Annotated in this window: 15 protein-coding genes; 9 read left to right on the top strand and 6 right to left on the bottom strand. The window is 61.8% G+C overall.

What is annotated here, in order from left to right; translation table 11 throughout:
* Positions 1-40 precede the first annotated feature (40 nt).
* The 3 genes from AC1DUP_RS25205 to mobB are packed head-to-tail and all read left to right on the top strand — an operon-like array spanning position 41 to position 2,144.
* Entirely contained in the window at positions 41-949 is a 909-nt protein-coding gene (locus AC1DUP_RS25205) for a DMT family transporter (protein ID WP_113301434.1), read from the top strand.
* Between the two features lie 17 nt (positions 950-966).
* A complete protein-coding gene (gene mobA / locus AC1DUP_RS25200; protein WP_477835264.1) occupies positions 967-1,596 on the top strand; it encodes a molybdenum cofactor guanylyltransferase MobA in 630 nt (209 codons plus the stop codon).
* Between the two features lie 14 nt (positions 1,597-1,610).
* Positions 1,611-2,144 (top strand): molybdopterin-guanine dinucleotide biosynthesis protein B, encoded by a 534-nt coding sequence (gene mobB, locus AC1DUP_RS25195; protein ID WP_477835401.1) that lies wholly within the window; start codon positions 1,611-1,613, stop codon positions 2,142-2,144.
* A gap of 252 nt (positions 2,145-2,396) precedes the next feature.
* On the opposite strand, the gene AC1DUP_RS25190 is transcribed toward mobB, so the two are convergent.
* Positions 2,397-4,649, bottom strand: coding sequence for an OmpA family protein (locus AC1DUP_RS25190; protein WP_477835262.1), 2,253 nt, complete (start codon positions 4,647-4,649; stop codon positions 2,397-2,399).
* A gap of 326 nt (positions 4,650-4,975) precedes the next feature.
* Here AC1DUP_RS25190 and AC1DUP_RS25185 point away from each other — a divergent pair, with 326 nt between their 5' ends.
* The 6 genes from AC1DUP_RS25185 to AC1DUP_RS25160 all read left to right on the top strand — a co-directional run bounded on the left by AC1DUP_RS25185 (position 4,976) and on the right by AC1DUP_RS25160 (position 9,544).
* Positions 4,976-5,749, top strand: a complete 774-nt coding sequence (locus AC1DUP_RS25185; RefSeq protein ID WP_113301431.1) for a transporter substrate-binding domain-containing protein — start codon at positions 4,976-4,978, stop codon at positions 5,747-5,749.
* 113 nt (positions 5,750-5,862) lie between these two features.
* Complete coding sequence (locus AC1DUP_RS25180) at positions 5,863-6,669, top strand: ABC transporter permease (RefSeq protein ID WP_113301430.1); 807 nt, start codon at positions 5,863-5,865, stop codon at positions 6,667-6,669.
* Complete coding sequence (locus tag AC1DUP_RS25175) at positions 6,666-7,496, top strand: ABC transporter permease (RefSeq protein WP_477835259.1); 831 nt, start codon at positions 6,666-6,668, stop codon at positions 7,494-7,496. Before AC1DUP_RS25180 ends, AC1DUP_RS25175 begins: the two co-directional genes overlap by 4 nt.
* A gap of 162 nt (positions 7,497-7,658) precedes the next feature.
* Positions 7,659-7,925 (top strand): usg protein, encoded by a 267-nt coding sequence (locus tag AC1DUP_RS25170; protein ID WP_113308392.1) that lies wholly within the window; start codon positions 7,659-7,661, stop codon positions 7,923-7,925.
* Positions 7,926-7,968: 43 nt separating this feature from the next.
* On the top strand, positions 7,969-8,790 hold the full coding sequence (locus AC1DUP_RS25165; RefSeq protein WP_113308411.1) for a class I SAM-dependent DNA methyltransferase: 822 nt from the start codon (positions 7,969-7,971) through the stop codon (positions 8,788-8,790).
* A gap of 70 nt (positions 8,791-8,860) precedes the next feature.
* Positions 8,861-9,544, top strand: a complete 684-nt coding sequence (locus tag AC1DUP_RS25160; RefSeq protein WP_477835256.1) for a glutathione S-transferase family protein — start codon at positions 8,861-8,863, stop codon at positions 9,542-9,544.
* Between the two features lie 15 nt (positions 9,545-9,559).
* Here the strand turns inward: AC1DUP_RS25160 and maiA are convergent, their stop codons facing one another.
* The 5 genes from maiA to AC1DUP_RS25135 form a co-directional block, all read right to left on the bottom strand.
* A complete protein-coding gene (maiA, locus tag AC1DUP_RS25155) occupies positions 9,560-10,210 on the bottom strand; it encodes a maleylacetoacetate isomerase (protein ID WP_113507683.1) in 651 nt (216 codons plus the stop codon).
* A 150-nt stretch (positions 10,211-10,360) separates the two neighbouring features.
* The gene (locus AC1DUP_RS25150) at positions 10,361-11,182 is read right to left on the bottom strand and encodes an ABC transporter ATP-binding protein (RefSeq protein WP_477835254.1); all 822 of its coding nucleotides are present in this window, start codon (positions 11,180-11,182) and stop codon (positions 10,361-10,363) included.
* A 10-nt stretch (positions 11,183-11,192) separates the two neighbouring features.
* Entirely contained in the window at positions 11,193-12,044 is an 852-nt protein-coding gene (gene ssuC, locus AC1DUP_RS25145) for an aliphatic sulfonate ABC transporter permease SsuC (RefSeq protein WP_477835252.1), read from the bottom strand.
* Positions 12,045-12,084: 40 nt separating this feature from the next.
* Positions 12,085-13,260: an FMNH2-dependent alkanesulfonate monooxygenase gene (ssuD, locus tag AC1DUP_RS25140; protein WP_477835250.1), complete on the bottom strand. Its 1,176-nt coding sequence runs from the start codon at positions 13,258-13,260 to the stop codon at positions 12,085-12,087.
* Between the two features lie 209 nt (positions 13,261-13,469).
* On the bottom strand, positions 13,470-14,435 hold the full coding sequence (locus AC1DUP_RS25135) for an aliphatic sulfonate ABC transporter substrate-binding protein (RefSeq protein WP_477835248.1): 966 nt from the start codon (positions 14,433-14,435) through the stop codon (positions 13,470-13,472).
* Positions 14,436-14,665 lie beyond the last annotated feature (230 nt).

Here is a 14,665-nt window from a genome sequence, read left to right as displayed (position 1 = left end):
TCCCTTCTAAAAGGGCTTGTAAGGTAAGGGATTCTCCAGCATGCCGCGATCACGCAATACCGAAGGCGCCATCTATATGAGCATGGCGATGGCGGGCTTTTCCGCAAGCGACGCACTCTCCAAATCGGTCATTTCCTATATGAATGCCGGGGAGATCATGTTTCTGCGCGGCCTCTTCACCAGTATCCTCGTCTATCTGATCGCCTGGAAGTTCGGCGCATTGCGGCCCTGGCGGGTCATGGTCAAACCCATCATCGCACTGCGTATCGCCTGCGAGATCATTGCAGCCGTCACCTATATCACCGCCCTCGGCATGATGCCGATCGCCAATGCTTCGGCGATCCTCCAGTCGCTGCCACTGGTCGTCACCTTCGGCGCGGCACTCTTCTTCAAGGAGCCTGTCGGCTGGCGTCGCTGGATGGCGATCCTCGTCGGCCTCATCGGCGTCATGATCATCATTCGCCCCGGCCCCGAGGGCTTTACCGCCGCCGCCCTTCTCTGCGTCGGCAGCGTCGCCTCCACTGCCGGCCGCGATCTTGCCACCCGCAGCATCAGCAAGGACATTCCCTCGCTGATGATCACGACCGTGACGGCGATCTCGGTCGCGATCTTCGGCGCGCTGATGATCCCCTTCCTCGGCGGCTGGGAGCCGGTCAGTGTCACCTCGCTCACGCATCTGTTGCTCGCCTCCGTGCTTGTTCTCGTCGGCTACCAGTCGGTCATCGTCGCCATGCGCACCGGCGAAATCTCCTTCGTCGCGCCCTTCCGCTATACGAGCCTGATCTTCTCCTCGCTGCTCGGCTTCTTCTTCTTTGCAGAAGTGCCTGACTTCTGGACGCTCGTGGGTGCCGCCATCGTTATCGCGTCTGGCCTCTATACGTTCTATCGTGAAGCCAAGCGCCATGTGCCGCCGGTCGCGCAGGAATCAGCGCCCCGCTCGCCCGTGTGATAGTCCGAGGGATCGCCATGACTGACTTCGTGCTCGACCAATCGACCATTCCGGGCGTCGTCCTGGCCGGCGGGCGCTCGTCGCGCATGGGCCGCGACAAGGCGGGCGTCAAGCTCGGCGGCCGCAGCCTGCTCGACCACGTGCTGTCCCGCCTTTCACCACAGATCACGCAGATCGCCATCAATGCCGATGAAGTCGGCGGCCACGACCTGCCGATCGTTTCCGACCGCATTCCCGGCAAGGCGGGTCCGATGGCAGGCATCCATGCGGCGATGGTCTATGGCGCGGGCCTGCCCGCCACCCATGTCGTCACCGTCTCGGTCGACTGCCCCTTCTTCCCGACCGATCTCGTTAGCCGGCTAGTGACCTCGCTCGACCACCCGGATCGTATCGCCATTGCCGCCTCGCAAGGCCGCAGCCATCCGGTCTTCGGCCTGTGGCCAACCGCATTGGCGGCCGATCTCGCAACATGGGTGAAGACCGACGACAAGCGCCGCGTGCGAGACTTCCTCCTGCGTCATGACGTTACGGAAGTGCCCTTCCCGCTGCATCCGACCCGCGCCAGCGTCCTCGACCCCTTCTTTAACATCAACACGCCTGATGATTTAATGGAGGCCGAACGCTGGCTGGAGGCACTTCGCGCATGACAAAAGATGCGGAGATGACACAGAAGATCTTCGGTATCGCCGGCTGGAAGAATTCCGGCAAGACAGGCCTTGCGGTTCGCCTCGTCGAGGAATTCACCCGCCGTGGCTATCGCATCTCCACCATCAAGCACGCCCACCACGATTTCGACATTGACAAGGTCGGCGCCGACAGCTACCGCCACCGCCAGGCCGGCGCGCATGAGGTGACGATCGTCTCGGGCACCCGCTACGCGATCATGCACGAGTTGCGCGGCGCCCCAGAGCCGACATTCGAGGAGATATTGGCGCGGCTTGCTCCCTGCGATCTCGTGCTGATCGAGGGCTACAAGCGCGAGCCGATCCCGAAGATCGAGGCACGGCGGCTGGCGGCGGCGAGACGCGATCCTCTGGCGCCGGAGGATCCGCATATCGTGGCGATTGCAGCGGATCATGAGGTGGAGAATGCTGCAGGGCTCGCGGTGTTTGATTTGGATGATACTGCCGCGATCGCGGATTTTGTTGCACAGACGGTTGGGCTTGCTCACCCTTCTCCCCAGCGCGGGTCCTGAGGACGGGTCGAGACCCGCGGCTCGACCCGGCTGATGTGTCCGATAGGACAGATGAGGCGGTGAGCGACGCCAGGAGCGAACGTCTGAGCGGAAGCGAAGACGGCATATGTTCTACTGTGCGGCCCTCATCCGACCCTTCGGGCCACACTCTCCCCGCTGGGGAGAAGCGGAAGACGCGCCGCGCCGTCGAATCCACAAAACAAAAGGGCGAGGTCTCGCGACCCCGCCCTCCTCAATTATACAGGTAACCAATTACCTCTGCGCCACCGGCCGCACCAGCGGTGTGACACGCCTGATGGTCACGCGTCGGTTCTCCTGGTTCGGTCCGACCGTATTCACCTTCAGATAGCGCTCGCCATAGCCCTGCGTCGCAAGGTTTTCCGGCGGAATGCCGTAGACATCCGTCAGCACGTTGGCGACCGATTCCGCGCGTTGGTCGGAGAGGATCAGGTTGCTCTGGTCAGAACCCACCGCATCGGTGTGGCCTTCGATCAGGAAGGTCTCGCTCTTGTTCTTGTCGAGCACTTCGTTGATCGCGTCGGCCACCTTGCGCAGCGTGCGGGCCTGGGTCATCGGGATTTCCGCACTGCCCGTCGCAAAGGTCACCGTGTCCAGGTCGATGCGGCGCACCTTGTCGCGGATACGGGCGGAATATTTCACCTCGTTCAGCGAATAGACGCGTTCGACCGGCTCGACGGGCGGCTCGCTCAGGAACTCGTAATAGTCACGGTCCGGATCGGTGCTGGTGTCGATGATATAGTCGTTCAGCGGCACGCGCAGGCGCATCGGCGGCAGGTCGGCACCCGGATCCTCGAAATAGTCGCGATCCGGATCCTCGTAGAGCTCAGGTGAATAATAGAGCACCTCTTCCCGGCCGCGGGCATCGACGCGCGAGCGCTGGATGATGTCGCCATAGCGGTTGCGGAGCGTCACGATGCGATAGCCCTCGGGCCGCATGATCGTTTCGCGGTAACGGTCGCCCGAAAGCTCTTCATAGCTTGGCCGTTCGCCGTCGCGCAGGAAGCGGCGGTCGTCATCGCTGCGTACCACGGTGCGGTTGCCGAACTGGATGATGACGCGGCTGTCGTCCGTGCGCTCGCCATAACGCGCGCCATCCGGCTGGGCGAACTGAGGACGGCGGTCGATGCGCCGGCCTTCTTCACGCGTGATGGCCTCGATCTGCACCGGCGCACGCTGTTGGGTGGCGCTGAGTGACTGCGCCTCGGCATCCGAGGTGGGCAGCTTGAAATCCCGGCTGTCGGCGCGCTGGCGGTCGCGGTCGCGACGGCCCTGCCTGCCCTGGCTGCGATCGGCATCCTTGTCGCTGTCGAGAACGGCGGCACCATTTTCGACCGGCAGGACGATGGTCTCGTTGCTCTTGGCAGGATCCTTAGCGATCTCCTTGCGGCGGTCCAGCTCCTGCGGCGTGACCTTTTCGGGTGCAGGGATCGCCTGTTCGGCCGGCTGCGGCGCGGCGGCTGGCGGCTGTTCGCCCGGCTGGGGTGCGTTGACCACGGGCTGTTCGGGCTGCTGGCCTGCGGCAGGTTGCTCGGCCTGCTGGCCATCGGCGGGCGCTGCGCCGGCGGCAGGCTTTTCGGCGGTCGCCGGCTTCTCCGCCGGAACAGGTTTTTCAGCGGCAGGCTTCTCGCCTGCGGGCTGTTCAGCCGCTGCGGGCTGTTCAGCCGCTGCGGGCTTCTCGGCCGGCACAGGCGCTTCGCCTGCTGGTGCCGCCTGCTGCTCGGTGGCAGCGGGCTTCTTGCCGCCGGCGGCCGGACGCTTGCCGCCCTGCTGCGGCTCGGCAGGCTGTTGCGTGGTCTGCTCTGCCGGTTGTTCGGTGGTTTCAGGCTTCTGGCGCTGCGGGCGCTGGCGCGGCTTTTCGGCGGGCTGGGTAGCTTCGCCGGCGGCCGGAGCCTGTTCGGCCGGCTGTTGGGCCTCCGGTGCGGCCTGTTCGCTGTTCTGCTTGTTGCGGTCGCGCGGCCGCTGACGTGCTGGCTGTTCGGCCTGGGGCTGCTCTGCTTGAGGCTGTTCGGCCGGCTGTTCCGGCTGTGCCTGCTTCTGGCGGCGCGGACGCTGAGGTTCCTCTGCGGCGGGCGCCTGCTGATCGGGGGCTGCCTGTTCCGGCTGGGCTTCGCGCTGGCGCTGGCGCGGACGGGCGGGTTCTTCAGCGGCCGGCGCCTGGGCCTCTGGTGCTGCCTGCGGTTCGGGCTCGCGTTGACGCTTCGGCTTCTGCTCCGGAGCGCTCTCGGCGGGTGCTTCGCTCTGCTGCGGCTTTTCGGCAGGCGCCTCCTGCTGCTGTTGCTGCTCCAGTTCCTGCTTCTTCTTTTTCAGAAGTTCCTCTTCCGAAGGCGCATCCTGCGCCACCTCGTAGCTTCCTTCGACAACGGGGCGAACTGCGCCCTGCGGCACGCTGCTCACTGCGGCGTAAGCGCCCACCGGCGGCACCGCAAAGGCAAGGGAAAGCAGCGGAAAGGCCGCACTGGCAAACAGTCTGGATTTCATGCCCATCAGGGGTTTCCTCGTCCTTGTTTTGACTTCGACCGGGGCTCACTGCCCCGCAATCAAGGCATTTTGAGCATCGGCCGAATCCGAAAGCGCCAAAATGTCGATTTGTTCCGGAAGCTAGGTAAGGCAGGATTAACCCTAGCTGAACATTGCAGTCGGGCGGCGTTCATAACGGCCGCAGATTGCAGCGCACAACTGCTCGGGGATTCCTGTTGCATTTTTGCGAAAAAAGGTTTGATTATCGCCGCAAGACGGTGGTGGCACCGTCGAAGTGTGCGGTCTCCGGCGAAAAACAAAAAGACCCGGAGCCACCAACAGAGAGGATCCTCATGCGCATTTCCACCAAGCTCCTTGCTGCTGCCTCGATGGCGGCAATGTCTCTTTTTGCCGGCGCGGCTCTTGCCGACGGCGAAAAATATGTGATCGGCACGGACTCGACTTATCCGCCCTTCGAATTCGTCGACGCCAGTGGCACCATTCAAGGCTTCGATATCGATATCACCAAGGCGCTCTGCGCTGAAATGAAGGCCGACTGCTCCTTCGTGTCCACGGACTGGGACGGCATCATCCCGGCTCTGAACGCCAAGAAGTTCGACATGATCGTCTCTTCCATGTCGATCACGCCTGAGCGCCTCAAGCTCGTCGACTTCTCCAACAAGTATTACAACACCCCGCCGGCAATCGCCGTGCCGAAGGACTCCACGATCACTGATGTTGCCGGCCTCAAGGGCAAGGTGATCGGCGCGCAGACCTCCACGACCCATGCCAACTACGCCGAGAAGCATCTCGCCGACACCGAGCTGAAGCTCTACCCGACGGCTGACGAATATAAGCTCGACGTTTCCAGCGGCCGCGTCGATGCCGTCATCGACGACGTCGTCGTTCTCTCCGAATGGGTCAAGTCCGACGCGGGCTCCTGCTGCAAGATCCTGACGACCCTGCCGGTCGACAAGGAAATCAACGGCAACGGCGCCGGTATCGCCATTCGCAAGGGTGACCCGCTGAAGGAAAAGCTGAACACCGCGATTGCCGCGATCCGCGCCAGCGGCGAGTACAAGAAGATCCAGGAAAAGTACTTCGATTTCGACGTTTACGGCGAATGATAAATTCGCTATTTGGCCGATGAAGATAATGGCGGAAGGCTTGCTCTTCCGCCATTTTTGTTTGACAAAGGTGGCAATATCAAAACGGCAAAAGCCGTGAGGGGAATTCTGGCATGGGCGGATTATTTTCCGCGCTTGGCTCCTTCTGGAGCCTGATTGTGCACATCGTCGATCCACTGTGCGGGCCCGTCGGCATCTTCACCTGGTTAGGTCAGTCGACGATTCTTGCCTGTGGCGATACCGGCTGGGGCGATGAGATCGCACTCGGCCTGCAGGTCACCGTTTCGGTGGCGGTCGTCACCCTGCCGATCGGCCTCGTCATCGGTTTTCTGGTCGCCCTCGGCCAGCAATCGGAAGAAAAGTCGCTGCGGCTTGCGGCCGGCGTCTACACCACGATCTTCCGCGGTCTGCCGGAGCTTCTGACGCTCTTCATCATCTATTACGGCATGCAGATCCTCATCCAGTATCTGCTGGATCTCGCCGGCTATAGTGGTCCGCCGGTCGAAATCAACGCCTTCCTTGCCGGCGTAATCGCACTGTCGGTCGTCTTTTCCGCCTATTGCTCGGAAGTGCTGCTCTCGGCCTTCCGCGCCATTCCCAAAGGGCAGTATGAAGCGGGAGACGCGCTTGGCCTGCACCGTGGTCGTACGCTGCGCCTCATCGTTCTGCCCCAACTCGTGCGCATTGCCCTGCCGGGCCTCACGAACCTCTGGATGGTGCTGCTGAAGGATACGTCCTATGTGTCGATTATCAGCCTTGCGGATATCCTGCGCCAGACGAGCGTCGCAGTGCGCGTGACCAAGGAGCCCTTCTTCTTCTACGGTATTGCCTGCTGTCTCTATCTGGCGCTCGCCATCCTTTCGTCTTTCCTGCTCGTCTATGTCGACCGCTGGGCCAAGCGCTCGGAGGTTCGTCGATGAGCTACGCTGAAACATTGATTCCCCCGCAGCCGGCACCCCGCGCGGTGGCAAAGCCGGTCACGGCCTCACGCCTCGCCGGCTATATATTGGTGGCATTCTGGGCGCTGCTCGCCGCACTCCTGATCTACGCCGTCATCAATGGCTGGGATCCGGAGAAGTTTACCCGCTACGGGCCGCGCTATCTGCACGGCCTGTGGATGACGCTCAGCATCGTGGGCCTTTCCGTTGTCTGCGGCGCAGTCCTGTCGCTGCCGCTCGCCATGGCGCGCATGTCGAAAAACCGCGTGCTGAACTGGCTCGCCTACGGCTACATCTATTTCTTCCGTGGCACGCCGCTGCTGGCCCAGCTTTTCCTGGTCTATTACGGCCTCGGCGCGTTCCGGCCACAGCTGGAATCGGTCGGTCTGTGGTGGTTCTTCCGCGATGCCTGGTTTTGCGGCGTTTTCGCCATGACCATCAATACCGCCGCCTATCAGGCGGAAATCCTGCGCGGCGCCATCGAAAGCGTGCCCCACGGCCAGCATGAGGCGGCGGCTGCCCTCGGCATCCACAAGGCCATCGCCTTCCGCAAGATCGTCCTGCCGCAGGCTTTCATTGTGGCGCTGCGCCCTTATGGCAATGAGATCATCCTGCTCATCAAGGGTTCGGCCGTCGTCGCCATCATCACCGTGCTCGACCTGATGGGCGAGACGCGCTACGCCTTCTCGCGCACCTTCGACTACCAGACCTATCTCTGGGCGGCGATCTTCTATCTCTCCATCGTGGAAGCCTTGCGCCACCTCTGGAACTGGATCGAACGCCGTCTGACGCGCCACCTGAAGCGTTGACGAGGCTTGGCAGCACTCTCCCATTCCTGCTGCCAAGTCATTGAAATCAAAAATAAATAGCTCTTCTATGTGGTATCTGTCAAGCTTCCGTTAATCACGGCGTGATCTCATATCATACTGCGTTAATAAGCGCTGAGTGGGAACAAGAAGAAGCGAGACAACATGCACAAGGACATGGAAAAGCAGCTTAAGGGTTACGGGCTGACAACGGCACAGATTCTCTATCACATGCCGGATCACCCAGCCTTTCTCCAGACCTATGTCTGGCAGGACTACGACCTCGCCCCGGACTTTCCGGAAATGCGTGGTTTCCTGAAGTTCTGGCAGGAAAAGCTGGACGGACCGCTGCATTCGGTGCGCTATACTCACCGCAGGCTCATTTCAGCAACGGAATGGCGCTCCCTTAAGGGCGAATTCATACTGCACTGAAATTGCAGTTGCGATGGTAAGCTGTGGGCTCTACAACGCCCGCATGAACAAAAAGAAGATCGACGAAGACGCTCTCGCGGAAGCCTATAACCGCGCTCTCGAGCTTGAAAAAGCCGGTGATATCGATGCGGCCGTCGAGGCTTATCAGGAAGTCCTGGCAATCGATCCCGACGATCACGGCGGCGCGGCCGTCCGCATTGCTTCCATGGGCCGCGGCGAAACGCCGGTTCGAGCGCCGGACGCTTATGTGGAAACTCTCTTCGATCAGCATGCCGAAGTCTTCGAAGATGTGCTTGTAGAGCAGCTCGGCTATCATGTGCCGATGCTCGTGCGCCAGCGCCTGCAGGATCTGAAGCTCGGCCCCTTCAAGCGCATGCTCGATCTCGGCTGCGGCACGGGCCTCACCGGCAGCGCGCTGAACGATCTCTGCGAGGAGATGATCGGCATCGATATCTCCGAAAACATGGTCGTCATCGCCGACGAGAAGGAAATCTATGAGACGCTCTTCGTCGCCGAGGTCGAGGATTTCCTCGACGACAATGACGAGGACCCCTTCGACCTGATCACCGCCACCGACGTGCTGCCCTATCTCGGCGCGCTGGAGCCGCTGTTTTTCGGCGCAGCCGAGAATATGAATCCCGGTGGCATCTTCATCTTCTCCTCCGAAACCCTGCCCGAAGAGCCGGCTGAAACCCGCTCCTACATGGTCGGTCCGCACCAGCGTTTCATCCATACCGAGACCTATATTCGCGAGCGCCTGGCCGCGACGGGTTTCGAGCTCATCGAGATGATGGTGATCAACGTGCGCATGCAGGAAGGCCTTCCGAGCCCCGGCCATCTTGTGACGGCGCGTTACACGGGCTGAATGTGCCATCTGGCATTTTACGGGCGCCTTGCTAATGTCCTGACCTTATTTTCTCAGGAAAGGTCAACGCATGGCGCTCGTTCTTTACCAGCATCCGCTTGCCTCCTTCTGCCACAAGGTGCTGATCGCCCTCTACGAGAACGGAACGCCCTTCGAAAACCACTTCGTCGATCTCGCCGACGAGCAATCGAGCGCCGATCTCCTGCGCTTCTGGCCGGTCGGCAAGATTCCCATTTTGCGCGACGAGACCCGCGATAGCACGGTTCCCGAAACCAGCGTCATCGTCGAATATCTGGACCGGCATTATCCCGGCCCGGTATCCCTCGTCCCCGAGGAGACCCATGCCGGCCTGCAGGTTCGCCTCTGGGACCGCTTCTTCGATCTCTATGTGCAGGTGCCGATGCAGAAAATCGTCATCGACCGGATACGCCCGGAAGGCGCGGCCGATCCGCATGGCGTCAATGAAGCGCGGGGCATGCTGTCCCTCGCCTATGACATGGTCGAAAAGCAGATCGACGGAAAAGCCTGGATCACCGGCGACGCCTTCACCATGGCCGATTGCGCCGCAGCCCCGGCCCTCTTCTACGCCCGCACGCTGGTGCCCTTCACCGAAAAACGTCCCGGCCTCGAAGCCTATTACCGCCGCCTGCTGGAGCGCCCCTCCTTCGCCCGAGCATTGAAAGAGGCGCTGCCCTATTTCAAGTTCTACCCCTACAAGGAAAATCTGCCGGACGAGTTCCGGCCGCAGGAATAGCGGGCGCCCGCCTTGCTAGTGAGCGTTCGAGTAGCCGGCCTGCCGAGACGGATGGGCCTGCGCAAATTCCGGAAGGTCGAAACAGCGTCTCCCGAGAGCTGCCAGGGAGGGAAAGGCCGATAGGTCGATCTTGTTGAACTCGGCCAAGACGATCTGGCCGGCGATGCAGATATCGGCAATGCCGGGGGCCCCTCCGAGCGCAAACGGTGCCGGAGGGCGCCGGGTGAGCAGGCGCTCGTAGGTCGCAAGTCCCTCCGTCGTCCAATGCCGGCACCATGTCTCGATCGCGGATGCATCTGCGCCGAATGCCTGGCCGAGATGTTTGCGCACGCGCGGCACGATCAGCGGGTGGGCATCAGCGACGGCAACCAGCGCCAGCGACCGAGCATAGGCTTTCTCCTTGGCATCCTCGGGCATCAGGCGGGGCTGCGGATGGATATCGTCGAGATATTCCATGATCGCCAACGACTGAAAGACGCGATGGCCTTCGTGAACCAGCGTGGGCACGACATGCTCGGCGTTCACTTCGGCATAAGCAGCATCGAACTGACGCCCGGAGAGAATATCGATTTCGATTTCCTCGAAAGGCAGTTTCTTCAGGGCAAGCGCGACGCGGACGCGAAAAGCCGCATTTGAGCGCCAGAAGCCGTAGAGTTGAATGGTCATGGGAGTGATCCGCTCTGATTGAATGCCAAGTCTCGCGATGATGCGGACCTGCCCTTATCTAGCGGATGATCCGCCCTCGCGTCTCGCCTCGTGCCATTGCAGCGACGCAATGTCACTTGCCCGCCTTCCGGAAGGCGACGAATGGCGAGCCTAGTGCCCGCCATCGCTCCCGAGGATCGCCGACAGGAGCCGCCCTTCGAGCTCCGCAAGCGCCGGATTGCCGTGGCGGCGCGGGTGCGGATAGGGAATGGCGAGATCGAGCGCGATGCGCCCCTCCTCCAATACGATCACCCGGTCGGCAAGGTGCACGGCCTCGCTGACATCATGGGTGACGAGCACGGTGGTGCAGCCAAGTTCGCGCCACACGCGGTTCAGCAATTGCTGCATGCTGATGCGGGTTAGCGCATCAAGGGCGCCAAGCGGCTCATCGAGCGCCAGAATGCCGGGCTTGCTCACCAGCGCTCGGGCCAGCGCCACGCGCTGCCGCTGGCCACCCGACAGTCGCGACGGCCATTCGCCGGCCTTTTCGCCAAGCTGGACTTCATCGAGCACGGCCCTTGCCTCCGCGAGCGCCCGCTTCTTATCGATGCCTTCGCCGAGCCCGACCACGACATTATCGGCGACGCTGAGCCATGGCAGCAGGCGGGGCTCCTGAAAAACGATGCGGGCATTTGGCTGCGCAGCGGCGCCATCGGCACTCTCGAAGCTGATCTCGCCGTCGCTGGGCTCGTCCAGCCCCATCAGGATGCGCAGCAGCGTGCTCTTGCCGCAGCCGCTCTTGCCGATGACGGCGACAAACTGGCCGGCCGGAATATGCAGGTTGATGCCACGCAATACCCGGTTGGCATCAAAGCTCTTTTCGAGGCCGGAAAGCGTGATCGCTGCGGCGCCTGCGCCTGCCGCTACCGTCGGGCTCTCGGTAAATTCCACCGGTTCGGAAGGATGGAAACGCTCATGCGTGATGACGGTCATGACCTGTCTCCTACTTGGCGTAAGCCGGGTTCCACTTGAGCATCTGGCGCTCCAGTGCACGGGCGACGACATCGGCGAGCTTGCCGAGCACCGCATAGATGACGAGCGCCAGCACCACGACATCGGTCATCATGAATTCGCGGGCATTATTGGCCATATGGCCGATGCCCGCGGAAGCAGCGATCGATTCCGACACGATCAGCGTCAGCCACATGATGCCGAGCGCATAGCGCAGGCCGACGAAGATCGACGGAAGAGCACCGGGAAAGATCACCTTGCGAAACAGTGTCCAGCCGCTCATGCCATAGACCTTGCCCATCTCGATCAGGTCGCGGTCGACATTGCGAACGCCGTGATAGGTGTTGAGATAGACGGGGAAGAGCACGCCGAGCGAGGTGAGGAACAGTTTTGATTCCTCGCCAATTCCGAACCAGAGGATGACGAGCGGGATCATCGCCAGATGCGGAATGGTGCGCAGCATCTGCAATGTCGTATCGGTCAGCTGTTCGGAAAGCTTTGATACGCCGTTGGCGATGCCGAGGAGGAAGCCGATGGAGCCGCCGACCAGCAGACCGGCAAAGGCGCGCGCGCTGCTCACCAGCACGTCTTCAGGCAATTGCCCTGACATCGTCGTCGTCCAGAAGGCCGAGGCGACATCGGCCGGCGATGGCATGATGCGCGAGGAAATCCAGCCGAGAGAACAGCCGATCTGCCAGAGCGCGATGATCGCAACCGGCACCAGATAGGGCAACAACCTGTCGCGGCCGGGCAGCGGCAGGTGGAAACCTGCCCTGCCCCCACCTGCCTTGGGCTTGCCGGCTTCAGCGGCAACTCGCGCAAACGGCGTATCGAAAGTCGACATGGATGATATCCTCGCGCTTTGGTTCAGAGCAATTCCGGCATCAGGAGCCGGAAACGACCTTCAGGTTGCCGCCATGGCTGCCGCCGGCAAAGACCTTCTTGCGGCCGAACTCATTGTTGAAGCTCAGGCGCTGTGCGTCCCGCTCGATGCCGAGTTCCGGGAAGAGCAGTTCGGCTACGCGATAGGCCTCTTCCAGATGCGGATAGCCGGAGCCGATGACCGTATCGATGCCGACCTCCTGATATTCCCTGAGGCGCGCAGCAACCGTCTTCGGCGAGCCAACGAGCGCAGTACCCGCACCGGCGCGCACCAGACCGATACCGGCCCAGAGGTTCGGAGACACTTCGAGCTTGTCGCGGCGCCCGCCATGGAGCGCTGCCATGCGCTTCTGGCCGACGGAGTCGGACTCCTTGACGAAGCGCTCCTGCGCCTCGGCGATCGTCTCGTCATCGAGATGGCGGATCAGGCGATCGGCTGCCTCCCATGCTTCCTCGTCCGTCTCGCGGACGATGAAATGCAGGCGGATGCCGAAGGAAACGTCACGGCCCTTGCCGGCGGCAGCGGCACGCACCTTCTGAACCTTTTCGGCAACCTGCGCCGGCGGCTCGCCCCAGGTCAGATACTTGTCGACGCGGCCGACGGCGAAATCGATGCCGGCATCCGAAGAGCCGCCAAAATAGAGCGGCGGGCGCGGCGTCTGCACCGAGGGAAAGCCGAGGCGAGCATCGGTCGCCTTGATATATTTGCCGTCATAGCTCGCGACACCCTTTTCGAGCAGCTCTTCGAAGACATGGAAGAATTCATCGGCATGGGCATAACGCTCGTCATGCTGCAGATGGATGCCGTCGCCGGCAAGCTCGGCCGGGCTGCCGCCGACTACGATGTTGAGCAGCAGGCGGCCGTTGGAGATGCGGTCGAGCGTGGTGGCAAGGCGCGCATAATAGGCGGGAGATGCCGTGCCCGGACGGATGGCGACCAGGAACTGCAGCTTCTCGGTCTTGGCAGCCAGCGCCGAGGCCATCACGAAGGATTCCTCGCACGCGACACCCGTCGGCAGCAGCACGCCGGAATAACCGAGACGGTCCACCGCCTGGGCGATCTGCGTCAGATAGCCGATTTCCGGGGCGCGATTGAGATCGGTGGAACCGAGATAGGTGCCGTCACCGGATGTCGGGATGAACCAGAGGAAATTGATCGGGTCGGATGAAGCGGTCATGAGCGCATTCCTTGCTATGGATATCTGAAATCAGCTGCATTGGGGATATCGTGACATAGGCGACCAATTATATCGACAATATCAATTTGCTATTCTGCCTCGGTCTGGAGAATAATTTTGCCGCGTTCCGCGGCATGGGTATGCTCCCATGCCGCGGCCCGCAGGACCCCGCCCCAAGCTGCAGGAGAGTAAGCTAGCCTGGGCGGCTATTAGCTCGCCTTCGGACGCCAGACGATATCGCCGGTCGTCAGCTTTTTCGGCACGATGCCGAGATTGTAGAACTCGTCGGCAAGCGCCTGCTGATAGGCGGCTGCCGCGTCCGTCACCGTCGTCACGCTGCCGAGATTGGCGCCGGGGCGCTGCAGCGTCACACTCGTCACTTCGGTGGGAACGCCTGTTATTTCCGAGAGCTCCTTGATCGTCGCATCGAGATTGTCCTGCGCCGAACGGCCGACCTTGGCGAGCTCGTCCAGCACATTGACGATGACGGTGCCGTTCTCGTCGGTGAAATCCTTGTTGGCGAGGAAGTAGCTGTAGGAATCGACGATGCCTTCGGCCGTCGTCAGGATGCGCGTATCCGGATCGGCTTCGGCGATGGCGAGATAGGGATCCCAGATCGACCAGGCATCGATGCTGCCGTTCTTGAAGGCAGCGGCCGCATCCGGCGGCGCAAGATCGAGCTGCTCGACATCGTCGGGCTTCAGCCCCGCCTTGCGTAAGACCTTTACCGTTACGTTATGGGCGCTGGAGCCGCGCTTGAAGGCAACCTTCTTGCCCTTCAGATCCTCCAGTGTCTTGATCGGCGAATCCTTGCGCACCAGGATGGCCGAGCCCGCCGGGCTGCCCCTGTAAACGCCGACATAATAGAGCGCACCGCCTGCTGCCTGCGCGAAGAGCGGCGGCACGTCGCCCGTCGCACCGAAATCGAGAGCGCCGGCGCCGAGCGCTTCGAGCAGTGGCGGGCCGGACGTGAATTCCGACCAACTCACCGTAATCCCCTGATCGGCAAGCCGTTTTTCCAAGGCGCCACGACGCTTGGCGAGTGCCAGTACGCCGTTCTTCTGCCAGCCGATGCGGAATTCCGTGGCGGCGGCGCGGGCCGGCCGAGCTGCCGGTAGAATGACGGTCGCGGCGGCGACCCCGAAAAGCCCGAGCGTCTGTCGACGTGTAATCATTTCTATCCCCTTTTCGTCGGCCGACTTTCCTGATGCGTCGGCCTCTTCGTTCGATGGGATGATGATGATTTAGTCTATAAGTTAGATCGACAATTAAAATTACCATATTCGCGATCGCTGAAACTTTCCTGACCCCATTTCTTTCGGCTTGGAGAAATTTTGTTCCAAGAGAAGCCGCCTCGCCCCTCCTTGCGGCTTTCCGTCATCAGCCGTTTCCGCTAATCCTCGAA

The organism is Rhizobium sp. 01L419, assembly GCF_056400025.1.
The sequence above is the reverse complement of the archived record's forward strand: the minus strand, read 5'-3'. Positions and strand labels throughout refer to the sequence as shown.